The sequence below is a fragment of the methane-oxidizing endosymbiont of Gigantopelta aegis genome, from assembly GCF_016097405.1.
In the GTDB taxonomy this organism is placed as follows: Bacteria; Pseudomonadota; Gammaproteobacteria; order Methylococcales; family Methylomonadaceae; genus Methylomarinum.
In genome coordinates, this window is sequence record NZ_JAEHGD010000001.1 from 1,280,200 (window position 1) to 1,292,521 (window position 12,322).

At 46.0% G+C, this 12,322-nt stretch carries 10 protein-coding genes and 1 pseudogene; 10 read left to right on the forward strand and 1 reads right to left on the reverse strand.

Annotation, left to right across the window (positions count from 1 at the left end):
- Nucleotides 1-27 precede the first annotated feature (27 nt).
- From JEU20_RS06435 to JEU20_RS06465, 7 genes and pseudogenes are all read left to right on the forward strand, one after another.
- Nucleotides 28-637, forward strand: a pseudogene (locus tag JEU20_RS06435) (IS5 family transposase).
- A complete protein-coding gene (locus tag JEU20_RS06440) occupies nucleotides 622-1,827 on the forward strand; it encodes a putative bifunctional diguanylate cyclase/phosphodiesterase (RefSeq protein ID WP_198244352.1) in 1,206 nt (401 codons plus the stop codon). Before JEU20_RS06435 ends, JEU20_RS06440 begins: the two are co-directional and overlap by 16 nt.
- Before the next feature lie 15 nt (nucleotides 1,828-1,842).
- Complete coding sequence (locus JEU20_RS06445) at nucleotides 1,843-2,895, forward strand: transporter family protein (RefSeq protein WP_198244354.1); 1,053 nt, start codon at nucleotides 1,843-1,845, stop codon at nucleotides 2,893-2,895.
- A complete protein-coding gene (locus JEU20_RS06450; RefSeq protein ID WP_198244356.1) occupies nucleotides 2,883-3,425 on the forward strand; it encodes a YfiR family protein in 543 nt (180 codons plus the stop codon). Before JEU20_RS06445 ends, JEU20_RS06450 begins: the two co-directional genes overlap by 13 nt.
- Nucleotides 3,415-6,342, forward strand: coding sequence for a response regulator (locus JEU20_RS06455; protein WP_198244358.1), 2,928 nt, complete (start codon nucleotides 3,415-3,417; stop codon nucleotides 6,340-6,342). Before JEU20_RS06450 ends, JEU20_RS06455 begins: the two co-directional genes overlap by 11 nt.
- Nucleotides 6,332-7,252 (forward strand): diguanylate cyclase domain-containing protein, encoded by a 921-nt coding sequence (locus JEU20_RS06460; RefSeq protein WP_198244360.1) that lies wholly within the window; start codon nucleotides 6,332-6,334, stop codon nucleotides 7,250-7,252. The genes JEU20_RS06455 and JEU20_RS06460 overlap by 11 nt, the downstream gene beginning before the upstream one ends.
- A gap of 72 nt (nucleotides 7,253-7,324) precedes the next feature.
- Entirely contained in the window at nucleotides 7,325-8,692 is a 1,368-nt protein-coding gene (locus JEU20_RS06465) for an L-serine ammonia-lyase (protein WP_198244362.1), read from the forward strand.
- On the opposite strand, the gene JEU20_RS06470 is transcribed toward JEU20_RS06465, so the two are convergent.
- A complete protein-coding gene (locus JEU20_RS06470) occupies nucleotides 8,673-9,884 on the reverse strand; it encodes a D-alanyl-D-alanine carboxypeptidase/D-alanyl-D-alanine-endopeptidase (protein ID WP_214657290.1) in 1,212 nt (403 codons plus the stop codon). The genes JEU20_RS06465 and JEU20_RS06470 overlap by 20 nt on opposite strands.
- Before the next feature lie 173 nt (nucleotides 9,885-10,057).
- On the opposite strand from JEU20_RS06470, the gene aroQ reads away from it, so the two are divergent.
- Genes aroQ through accC form a run of 3 tightly spaced genes read left to right on the forward strand, consistent with a single transcriptional unit; the run spans nucleotide 10,058 to nucleotide 12,320 of the window.
- On the forward strand, nucleotides 10,058-10,504 hold the full coding sequence (aroQ, locus tag JEU20_RS06475; protein ID WP_198244366.1) for a type II 3-dehydroquinate dehydratase: 447 nt from the start codon (nucleotides 10,058-10,060) through the stop codon (nucleotides 10,502-10,504).
- 4 nt (nucleotides 10,505-10,508) lie between these two features.
- Entirely contained in the window at nucleotides 10,509-10,961 is a 453-nt protein-coding gene (accB, locus tag JEU20_RS06480; RefSeq protein ID WP_198244368.1) for an acetyl-CoA carboxylase biotin carboxyl carrier protein, read from the forward strand.
- 15 nt (nucleotides 10,962-10,976) lie between these two features.
- Nucleotides 10,977-12,320 carry an acetyl-CoA carboxylase biotin carboxylase subunit gene (gene accC / locus JEU20_RS06485; protein ID WP_198244370.1) on the forward strand — a complete coding sequence of 448 codons (1,344 nt, stop codon included), beginning with the start codon at nucleotides 10,977-10,979 and terminating at the stop codon, nucleotides 12,318-12,320.
- Nucleotides 12,321-12,322: the final 2 nt, after the last annotated feature.

A 12,322-nucleotide genomic window follows, 5' to 3' on the forward strand; every position in this document is an offset into this window, starting at 1 on the left:
TTATTTTGACTCAAAAACAAGCAAACTATGCCCCGACAAATGCTTACGGATGAACTTTGGGAGAAACTGAAGATAATTATGTTGAAAATGGGAATTTATGACAAACCTTGTCTTCGAAAAACAGTCGAAGGTATTTTTATCGGGAATGGGAATTTATTGATGGGAGTATTGTGAAAGCACATCAGCATAGTAGTGGTGCGGCCTGTGAACAAGAAACAGCGATAGGGAAATCTGTCGCCGGGAACACCAGTAAAATTCATATGGCCGTTGATGCCTGTGGTCTTCCTATTCATTTCTCAGTGACAGGCGGCGAAGTTCATGACTGTAAAGAAGCACCGAAATTAGTTGCAGAGCTCCCAAAAGGTGACTATATAGTTGCTGACAGAGGCTATGACAGTGAAGCATTACGTCTTCAAATTAAAGACAAAGGGGCTGTTCCTGTTATCCCAAGAAAAAGAATTCAACTCGGGGAAATGATGAAATGGATTGGTGTCTCTACAAATATCGCCATCTCGTTGAAAATGTGTTTGCAAGACTTAAGCATTTCAGAGCGATCGCCACGCGATATGACAAACTCAAACGAAATTTTGAAGGCTCTATCGCTCTGGCTTGCGCCTTTTTATGGTTACCTATGTGAAATGGCAACAGCCCCTAGGCCATACCGCAGGCGATCAGTTTTTAAAGACCTTATCTAAACGTATTAGCCAGGTTTTACACAACGAAGAATTGCTACATACCGGCGGCGACGAGTTTGTCATTATCATTCCAGAACTAAGCACTAACAACCATTCCTGCGTTCTTGAGCTCACCCGTAAAATCCTGACCAGTCTGCAACAGCCAGTGGCTGTCAATGGCTATGAATTCATTGTTACAGGCAGTATCGGCATCAGTATTTATCCCAATGACACAGCAGATGCCAATGATCTGGTCAAATTTGCCGAATCGGCCATGTTCCAAGCCAAAAAAAATGGCCGAAACAATTATCAATGGCACAACAAACGCTTTACCTTACAGAATTTTAAATACATACAATACGAATCAGCTCTGCGCAAAGCTATCAAACAACAGCATTTATCAACCTATCTGCAACCGCAAACTGACTTGAAATCCGGGCGAATTATTGGTGCCGAGACCTTGTTACGTATTCATCAAGGCACATTAGCTGATATTTCACCGGCCGAATATATTCCGGTTGCTGAAGAAAGTGGACTGGTTGTCGATATTGGCGAGTGGGTTTTCAGAGCTGTTTGTCAGCAGGTCAGCAGCTGGCACCAACAGCACCGAATCCCCGATGAGTTTCACGCCATTGCTGTCAATATTTCACCCATAGAATTTAACCGACCAGACTTTATCGAAAAAATCAGCCAGACCTTACTTGAAACTGGTGCCCCTGCACAGTTTATCGAACTGGAGCTAACCGAAAGCGCCTTACAATTCCCATCAGATGAACTGTACGACAAGCTGACGACACTTAAAGAACTTGGCCTGTCCGTTGCTATAGATGATTTTGGAACCGGTTATTCATCACTCAGCCGACTTAAAAACCTGCCAATCGATGTCCTCAAAATTGACCGTTCCTTTATTCATGATATTCACATAACAGGCTCCAACAATCAGGCGATTGTTGAGGCGGTAATAAACATGGCCAAAGCACTCAATATAAAAACACTGGCCGAAGGCATTGAGAACGAAGCCCAGGTCAAACAGCTGCAATTATTGAATTGTCAATATGGTCAAGGCTACTGGTTTGGCAAACCTGTACCGGTTGAACAATTCGCATCATCAACCTTGCTTGAAACATCTTTAACCGCACAATTTAATTCATAAGTTATGGAGAACACAATGTCCATCATTCGACAGAAAAAATATCCCTGGTATTGGTTTATTTTTCTTTCGCTTGCTATTTCTGTTTCTGCTAGCGAAGAGGATGAACACTTTCTCGATGCCAGTCTGGAAGAAATTCTGTCCATTCCACTGGACACCAATGCTGTCAATATTCAAGAAAGCCATATTCATAAAGAGGGCGAATGGATGGTCGGTTATCGCTATATGTATATGGGCATGGCAGGCAATCTCTATGGTGAAAACTCCATCAGTCAACGGGACATCCTAAAGAAATACGCGATGACACCTTTATCTATGGACATGGAAATGCATATGGGTTCATTGATGTATGCACCTAGTGATGATGTCACATTGATGGCAATGCTTCCGTATAAATTCAATGATATGAATATTGTGACCCGCATGGGACAACGCTTCAGCACTCATTCCGAAGGTCTTGGTGATTTGAAACTGATGATCAATGGCGTTGCATTCAGAACCCGCTGGGATGAACATTTAATCAGCCTAAAAGGCGGTATCAGTATACCCACCGGCTCCATCAATCAACGCGGCGATACCCCTATGGGCAAAAATCAGCGCCTACCTTATCCCATGCAATTAGGTTCAGGCACGGTAGACTTCCTGCCCGGCATCAGCTATCAGGGACTCAGCCGGGATTGGAGCTGGGGGGCACAAATGATAGGTACTATCCGCACCGGAAAAAATGACAATCAATACCGCTTAGGCGATCGCCTCGATGGTTCGGCCTGGCTGTCACGCATCTGGGATAGCTGGTTCAGCACTTCAATCCGTATGAAAGGCATGTGGTGGGGAGATATACATGGCGCCGATCCGCAATTGATGGCGACTATGTCCCCGACAGCAGACCCTCAAATCAGAGGTGGAAAACGTATCGACATGCTGTTATCGGTTGAATTATATGCGCCGGATGGCACACTCAAGGGACAACACCTTGGCTTTGAAATTGGCCTACCTGTTTATCAGTCACTGGATGGGCCGCAATTGGAAACAGACTGGGTGATTTCAGGAGGCTGGCAATGGACATTCTAAATAAAAAGCTGGCTTCAGGGTTGGTACTGGTATTACTTTCATCGGTAGCGCTGCTTTCCGGCACACTGCTCAGTTTTGCCGAAAATGACTTTGTCACGCAAAAACAAAAAGTCATTGCGGCGGCGATATATAAATTCATAAAGTTTGTCGATTGGTCGAATACGCCCGAACAAAACGCTCACAGTTTTACCGTGTGTTTGAATCAATACGACCCAGCCTTTAAACCATTGACCAGTCGCAGCGTACAAGGCAAACCAATTCGGCTGCAAATACTGGACAAAAAAGCCGATTTAAACCAATGCCAGGCCATCTATCTGAACGGTCAAAACAGCATCGACTTGAACACGCTCAAACACAAACCGGTTCTGACCATCAGTGAAAACTCCGGTTTTTTGCAGCAGGGCGGTATTATAGAACTGGGCAACCACAACAACCGTTTGGTGTTTTCCATTAACCACGGAGCCGCTAAAAAGAATGGCCTGAATATTGGCTTTCAATTATTGGCACTGGCGCGGAAAGTTGAAGATTAAACAGCCTAAACGCTCGATCAGTCTCAAGCTGATCGGCTTAATGACAGCGACAACCGCACTCGCCTTACTACTGGCAAGTGTGGCCGTCGTGCATTTTTCCAAACAACTGTTATTGAACAGGATGCAGAAGGATTTGGCTGTCCTGACCAAACTGACGGCGATGAACAATGCGGCAGCTGTCATGTTTGAAGATGCATCAGGCATCAAACAAATGCTGGCCAATCTGCACATTGCACCGAATATTGAAAGTGCTGCCTTATATAATTCGGATGGCAAACTATTAGGCCGTTTTCAGCGCCAAAACAGCGCGTATTCACCGCCCGAGAATCTACCCGAAAGCGACATTGTCGTCTCCCCCGGACTGATCAGTGTTTCCCAACCGATCACGGTCGATAATGAGCGTATCGGTGGTATTTATATCGCCTCAAGCACCGTTCAACTAGAACAGCTGATACAGCAATTGATACATATTCTGGTCTATATCAGCCTCGGTGTGCTGTTGGTGACTATCCTGTTCGCCAGCTACTTACAACAGCTGATTACGCGGCCGATTCTGGAACTGACACGATTGATGAATAGTATCACCAATAGTCAGGATTTCAGTGCCCGAGCCAGACAAACCAGTAATGATGAAACCGGCACTCTAATTCAAGGCTTCAATCATTTAATGGATGAAATCCAGAGCCGTGATGAAACCTTGCAACAAAATAATTTGGAGCTGACACAAGCCCAGCAGGAAGCCCTGAACGCCTCGGAAGCCAAAAGTCAGTTTCTGGCTAATATGAGCCATGAAATACGCACGCCGATGAATGGTATCTTGGGTATGCTGGAATTGTTATCCGATACCCCCTTGCAGGACGAACAGCGTGAATTTGCCCGAACAGCACGCAATTCCGCCTTTGCTCTGCTCGATGTCATCAACGATATTCTGGATTTTTCCAAAATTGAAGCGGGCTGCCTAGATATTGAAATCATCGAAACCGAACTACGCCCTTTATGTGAAGACATTGCCGCCCTATTATCGGAACGAGCATTCGCCAAACAGCTGGAGTTAAGCTGTTTTATCCATGCCAATATACCGGACATTATTTTCAGTGACCCAACCCGCCTGCGGCAAATTTTATTAAATCTAATGGGCAACGCGATCAAATTTACCGAACACGGCGAAGTGATGTTGGAAGTCTCTATTGACCAACGCATTGACGCCGAACACTTATCCTTGAAGTTTTCGGTTCGCGATACCGGCATCGGCATACCCAAACATCAGCAAGACAGGCTGTTCGATGCTTTCAGTCAAGCCGATGCCTCAACCACCCGCCGTTTCGGTGGCACCGGCCTTGGCCTGTCGATCAGCCGGCAACTGGTCGAACTAATGGGTGGAAATATTCATATTGACAGCACACCTAGTCAAGGCTCCACCTTCTGGTTCAATTTGCCGGTAAAAACAGAGGAAAAAAACAAAGCCACATTAGATGAAATAGACGGTCACACGGTTCTGATTGTTGATGACAATGCCACTAATCGTAAAATTCTGGAACATTATTGTGATAACTGGAAACTACATTACTACAGTTTCGGCCATGCTCAAGAGGCCCTGTCAGCGCTGGAGAATCTATCTGTCGACTGCGCCATTGTCGATTATCAGATGCCGGATATGGATGGCTTGCAATTGGCCAAAGCTATCCACAACCTACCAAACTTTCAGAACTTGCCCTGCCTACTGTTAAGTTCAGCCACCGGCATCAAACAACACCCAGACATCAATATTTGCCTAATGAAGCCAGTGCGACAAACCTTGCTGTTCAAAAGCCTAGCAAAACTGCTGCTAAATAACACAAAGGTCGTCACATATACTGAAGAACGCCGTATTCCACACTTTAACGCACATACTTTACTGGCCGACGATAACGCTATCAACCAGAAAGTCGCTGGGCGTTTTCTGCAAAAACTCGGCATAACAGTCGATTTTTGCGAGAACGGCCAACAAGCATTGGACGCCTTAAACCAGAATGACTATGATCTGGTGTTTATGGATTGCCATATGCCGGTCATGGACGGCTACCAAGCCACCCAAGCCATCCGCGAATGGGAGGCTAAAAATAGTTTGCCGCGCACCCCAATCATCGCTATGACCGCAAATGTGCTACAAAGCGACCGAGAAAAATGTCTGCAAGCCGGTATGGATGATTATCTATCCAAACCAATTCAATTACAAAAAGTCATTGATATTCTGCAACAGTGGATTCCCACGCTGCAACAAGATGACCAGTATATTATCGAAGCAACCTTTGACAATTCACCCAGTGATGGTTTCTCAGCTGCCTTGCAAAAAAATGCCAAATCCTTGCATATGGATTACGCTTTTTACAAAGAATTGTTATTCGAATTTTATGATACAAACCACAACGCGATTGCCCGGATTACTTGCTTATTGAACTCAGGAGATATACAGCAAGCCCTTGAACAAATACACCGCATTAAAGGCATCGCTGGCAATCTCGGTTTTCAAGCGATATTCGATCAGGCTGGTATCACCGAATCCACCATCCGCGAAGCAACAGACGAAACAGACATTCAGCGTCATTTCAAACGACTAGCCGAGCTACTAAATCAACTGTTCCATAATATAGAAACATATCGTCATACATCAAAACAAACGGAAGCACCTGCCACAACGGCATCCGGTGATAATCTGGATCAAATACTTTATCGCCTGAACCGGCATCTACAGCGCCATAGTCATTTGGCCCGCAACGATTGCGATGCACTATCAAAGTGTTTACTGGATACACCTTATTCTGACGATATCCGACACATAGCTCGTGCCATCCAACAACTAGATTATGACAAAGCTCGACAGTTGTTAATCAAACTTTTAACAGCTTTGCACAACAAGGAAGAAAAAAATGCATCATAATGGCGTCATTTTAGTGGTCGATGATGAACCATTGAATATCAAACTGCTGATCAATATTCTGGAGGCAGAATATGAAGTGTTGTTTGCAGTAAATGGCAAGAAAGCTCTTGAACTAGCTACAGAATATCAACCCGACCTGGTGTTATTAGATATTATGATGCCAGGCATAGATGGCTATGAAACCTGCCAGGAATTAAAGGCTAATCCGGTGACCCAAGAGATTCCAGTGATTTTTGTCAGCAGCCAGGATAGCGACGATGATGAAGTCAAAGGATTGCATTGTGGCGCCATTGATTATATCAACAAACCCGTTAAAGCGCCGATTGTGTTATCGCGTATTCGTAATCACCTAGAACTGAAAAAAGCCCGCGACTTGCTCAAACAACAAGCCACCATTGATGCATTGACCGGCATCGCTAACCGCCGCCGTTTCGATGAATTTCTGCTGCAAGCCTGGCGTGCCATGCAACGCGAAGCCGAGCCACTCAGCCTGATCATGATTGACATTGACCATTTCAAAACTTACAACGATTTTTATGGCCATGCCGCCGGCGACCAATGTTTGCGGCAAGTCGCACAAGCCATGCAGGCAGTGATTACGCGACCTACCGATCTGTTAGCCCGCTATGGCGGTGAAGAGTTTGTTTGCGTATTACCCCTTACCGATCAACATGGCGCACACCATGTTGCCGAAAATCTGCGCCAAGCGGTGGAAAAACTGGGCTTAGCGCATGAAAAATCTCAAACCACCTCCATTGTGACGACCAGTATTGGCTATGCCTGCACTATTCCAACCCCCGATAAACTACTATCGGAATGGGTGAATAACGCCGACTACGCACTCTACCAATCCAAACAAAGCGGTCGCAATCGAGTCAGCGGTTTCAATCCATCCAAACCACAACAGTAATCCTATATTACTAGCAAAACCAAGGCATGGCGCGGTATCATTTACCGATCATTAGCTATCCACCTATAAATCATGACACTCAGCGTATTCGATATATTTAAAATCGGTATTGGGCCTTCCAGTTCACATACGGTTGGCCCAATGCGGGCGGCCTTGTTATTTGCCCAAAAATTGAAAGCTGAACAAAAACTGGACCAGGTCAACCGCATCTCGATTGAACTGTTCGGCTCGCTGGGCGCGACTGGAAAAGGACACGGTACCGATAAAGCCGTTTTGCTGGGCCTTGAAGGTGAAACGCCAGAACAGGTTGAACCTGATACCATCGAACAACGCTTGCAGAAGATTCGCCAGCAACAACAACTCATGTTGCTGGGCGAAACCACAATTCCGTTCAACGAAGCCAGCGACCTGTCTTATCACCTTGAATCATTACCGTTTCATAGCAATGGCATGCGCTTTAGCGCTTACAGTCATGGCAATCTTATCTTACAAGGTGATTACTATTCCATTGGCGGCGGCTTTATCAGCACAGGCGAAGAAAACGATACCGATAATGAAACCGATAAGGTCGATTTGCCTTATCCATTTCGCTCATCGGCTGACTTGCTCAAGCAATGCGAAGCGCACCAATGTACTATCAGCAGCCTGATGCTAGAAAATGAAAAATGCTGGCGCAGTGAAGACGAAATTCGCAAGCAACTGCTGCACATCTGGCAGGTGATGAAAGCCTGTACCGAACGCGGCTTTCAACAAACCGGCATATTACCCGGCGGCCTGAATGTCAAACGCCGTGCACCGGAACTGTATCAGCAATTACAACGCGATACCCTGCATGACCACTTACCTTTAGGTCAATTGGATTGGGTCAATTTATTTGCACTGGCTGTCAGTGAAGAAAATGCGGCCGGCGGTCGAGTCGTCACGGCGCCAACCAATGGTGCGGCCGGTATTATTCCTGCCGTGTTGCATTATTATTGGCGCTTTTGTGATGATGCCAGCGACGAGGGCGTTATCCGCTTTTTACTGACGGCGGGGGCTATCGGTATGCTGTATAAAATCAACGCCTCCATTTCCGGTGCCGAAGTCGGTTGTCAAGGCGAAGTCGGCGTCGCCTGCTCAATGGCAGCGGGTGCATTAACCGAGGTTTTAGGTGGCAGCATAGATCAGGTGGAAAACGCCGCCGAAATTGGCATGGAACATAATCTGGGATTAACGTGCGACCCGATTGCAGGTTTAGTGCAAATTCCCTGCATCGAACGTAATGCCATGGGCGCAGTAAAAGCAATCAATGCCAGTCGCATGGCCTTGCGTGGCACCGGCAATCATATGGTATCGTTGGACAAGGTGATTAAAACCATGCGCGATACCGGCGCCGATATGCAAAGTAAGTACAAGGAAACTGCTCAAGGCGGTTTAGCCGTTAATGTGATTGAGTGTTAATTTTTTGTCGTAGTTGCTGGATGATATGATGGCGTTTCTTGTGTGAAACTGTCTGTTGCATCATCAACGCAAAAGGCCACCATCGGCGCTCATCCACAATATAACCGGCCAAAGTGCTGATATGATCCAAGGTGCCTGATTTTGCATAAAGCCCTGGAGCCACTTCTGGCAATAAATCACGCCAGGGTAAAAAATCCCGTAATAATTCGGTCAATTGTCTGGCCGATAAACGGTTCTGCCGAGACAACCCTGCACCTTCTTGTAACACCACACCTTGCCAGTCGAAATAACGCTTTACGGTCGATTGCATATAGGTTTGCACATCGGCAAAATTAGCCGGCCGCTTAAATTTCTCGGCCGCCAGCATCAATACCAGTTGATTGGCAATAAAATTAGTCGAATATTTCATCATCGGCCGGATAATATCGGCTACACTGCGTTGGTTATAATGCGCATAAAACAATGGAACATTCGCTGGCACGCGCGCCCAGATTATCGTTTCATCTACATTAAGTCCTTGTTGACGCAGAAAAATAGCCAATAATTGTACAAAATGACGTTCAGCGTCGGTTCTGTCAAAACCGGTATTGATGCGCTCTTTAAAGCCCCGGATACGGCCCGCCTGGGTTTTAGCAAATGCAGTCAATGGCGTTTCAGGTTCGCCGGACATAATCTTACCGTGCTGGATTTGTAAGGCCAACGTATTAAAATTTGCCGCTAATGCAGTCGGAATGGCGTCATAAGGATTGGTGGTCAAACTACTACCGGGGACCTGTAAGTCTGCATCAAACAAACTGTCATCAATGGCAATGCGATCAATTTCGTCGATACCACGCGCGGCAATATGATGTGCCATGCGCCGAATTTCATCCGAGACCAGAAACGGATCACCGCTGGCCTTTATCCACAGGGTTTTCGTTGACCTATCAAAATAAAACGGCGTCATGAAATGATGCTTCTCGCCCCAATGCTTTAATGCCAGCCAAGCGGTCACCAACTTGGTGGTAGAGGCTGGAACCCGGGGTTCATCAGCTTTAGCTGCCAACAAGATTTTTCCACGTTGATTCACCACTAAATAGGTCGCATGGTGTAGAATAGCCTCCGCTTTTGCCAAGCTTAAACTCGTGAAAAGCATCAACCCTGACAAGGCCATGATATTCAAGCTAAATCGGGGGGTAAAAGCTGTTTTCATACGTTGCATGTAAAATTCTGTGTTTGAAAAATCTGTAAAATGCAGAAACTAGCAAATAAATGCAAGAAAAAATAAAGTTTGTGACGCGATTTGTCATGAAATGACATAAATCTGGACAAAACCTTACAATTTAGGCAAAATTAGCCCATCAAATACTTTGACTCGACACTTTCATGGCAAAAATCCTTGTTCTGAACGGCCCTAATCTGAATCTGCTTGGTATTCGCGAACCCGGGCATTATGGCAAACAGACCTTACAGGATATTGAACAGATATTATTGACCAAAGCCGAACAATTGCAGCATCATTTGCAATTTTTTCAACATAATGCCGAACATGAACTGGTCGAGCGAATTCATCAGGCTTTTGCCGAAAACAGCGACTTTATCATTATAAACCCCGCCGCTTTTACGCATACCAGCGTAGCGATTCGCGATGCTTTGCTGGCCACCCGAATTCCATTTATAGAAGTTCACCTGTCAAATGTCCATGCGCGAGAACCGTTTCGGAAACATTCTTATTTTTCCGATATTGCACAGGGCGTTATTGCAGGATTAGGTGGACATGGATATGAACTGGCCCTAGAGGCCGCTGATAAAATATTAGCCCAAGAGACATAACACCATGGATATTAGAAAAATAAAGAAATTGATCGAGATCATCGAAGACTCAGATGTCACTGAAATTGAAATCAGTGAGGGCGAAGAGTCGGTACGCATCAGCCGCCTGACGGCAACCAGCACGATTGTTCAGGCACCTGCCGCTGCTGCGCCAGCTCCGACAGCAGCACCTGCACCAATGCCAACAACGGAAGCTCCAGCTAGCACTGAAAACGCGGCTTCCGGTCATGTCGTCAAATCCCCAATGGTCGGCACCTTTTACCGTGCCGCATCACCTGGCGGCACGCCTTTTGTGGAAGTGGGGCAGAAAGTATCGGTCGGCGATACCCTATGCATTATCGAAGCCATGAAAATTCTTAACCAAATTGAATCAGATGCCAGTGGCACGATTAAACAAATCCTGGTAGAAGACGCGCAGCCAGTCGAATATGACCAGCCTTTATTCATCATAGAATAACCTTGGATAGCACAAATGTTCGATAAAATAGTTATTGCCAATCGTGGTGAAATCGCGCTGCGTATTTTAAGAGCTTGTCGCGAATTAGATATTAAAACCGTTGCGGTTTATTCCTCCGCCGACCGTGATTTAAAGCATGTTCGTCTAGCCGATGAAGCCGTGTGTATCGGTCCGCCATCTTCCACCGACAGTTATTTGAATATCCCCGCCATTATCAGTGCGGCCGAAGTCACCGATGCCGAGGCAATTCATCCCGGCTATGGTTTTTTGTCGGAAAACGCCGATTTTTCTGAAAAAGTGGAACAAAGCGGATTTGTCTTTATCGGCCCGAAAGCCGATACCATCCGAATGATGGGTGACAAAATACAGGCTAAAAAAGCTATGATTGCGGCCGGAATTCCCTGTGTTCCGGGAAATGGCGACCCATTAAGCGATGATAAGGCTGAAAACCTTAAATTGGCGCATGAAATCGGTTATCCAGTCATCATTAAAGCCGCTGGTGGCGGTGGCGGTCGTGGCATGCGCGTTGTGCATACTGAAGCGGCACTGATTAACGCGATTACAATGACCAAGGCGGAAGCCGGAGCGGCTTTCGGCAATCCAACCGTTTACATGGAAAAATTTCTGGAAGACCCGCGCCATATCGAGTTTCAAGTCATTGCCGATAGCCACGGTAACGCTATTCATTTAGGCGAGCGAGACTGCTCCATGCAACGCCGGCACCAGAAAGTAGTAGAAGAAGCGCCAGCACCAGGTTTGAGCGATGAAGAACGTGACCGGATGGGGAAATTATGCGCCAAAGCCTGTCTTGACATTGGTTATCGCGGTGCCGGAACCTTTGAATTTTTATATGAAAAAGGTCAGTTCTTTTTTATCGAAATGAACACCCGGGTTCAGGTGGAGCATCCTGTCACCGAAATGATTACCGGCTTTGATATTGTTAAAGAACAGCTGCGCGTTGCTGCCGGTGAAAAACTGTCTAAAACCCAGGACCAAATCACCTTTACCGGCCATGCCATCGAATGCCGTTTAAATGCTGAAGACCCGACTAACTTTATGCCGAGTCCAGGCAAAATCAATCAGTTTCATATGCCGGGCGGCCCCGGAATCCGTTGCGAAACCCATATTTATAATGGTTATGTGGTCCCCCCGTTTTATGATTCCATGATTGGTAAATTGATAGCACACGGTGAAGATCGAAACAGTGCCATTGCCCGGATGAAAACGGCATTGAGTGAAATGATTATCGACGGCATCAAAACCAATATTCCATTACAACAGGATATTATGGCAGACAGTGCCTTTGCCTTAGGCGGCCAGAATATCCATTATCTGGAAAAGAAACTCGGTCTCGATTGACC

Excerpts from the sequence above, each read along its gene's own strand:
- JEU20_RS06440 (WP_198244352.1), top strand. The coding sequence starts at position 622 with ATGGTTACCTATGTGAAATGGCAACAGCCCCTAGGCCATACCGCAGGC.
- JEU20_RS06445 (WP_198244354.1), top strand. The coding sequence starts at position 1,843 with ATGTCCATCATTCGACAGAAAAAATATCCCTGGTATTGGTTTATTTTT.
- JEU20_RS06450 (WP_198244356.1), top strand. The coding sequence starts at position 2,883 with ATGGACATTCTAAATAAAAAGCTGGCTTCAGGGTTGGTACTGGTATTA.
- JEU20_RS06460 (WP_198244360.1), top strand. The coding sequence starts at position 6,332 with ATGCATCATAATGGCGTCATTTTAGTGGTCGATGATGAACCATTGAAT.
- JEU20_RS06465 (WP_198244362.1), top strand. The coding sequence starts at position 7,325 with ATGACACTCAGCGTATTCGATATATTTAAAATCGGTATTGGGCCTTCC.
- JEU20_RS06470 (WP_214657290.1), bottom strand. The coding sequence starts at position 9,884 with ATGAAAACAGCTTTTACCCCCCGATTTAGCTTGAATATCATGGCCTTG.
- aroQ (WP_198244366.1), top strand. The coding sequence starts at position 10,058 with ATGGCAAAAATCCTTGTTCTGAACGGCCCTAATCTGAATCTGCTTGGT.
- accB (WP_198244368.1), top strand. The coding sequence starts at position 10,509 with ATGGATATTAGAAAAATAAAGAAATTGATCGAGATCATCGAAGACTCA.
- accC (WP_198244370.1), top strand. The coding sequence starts at position 10,977 with ATGTTCGATAAAATAGTTATTGCCAATCGTGGTGAAATCGCGCTGCGT.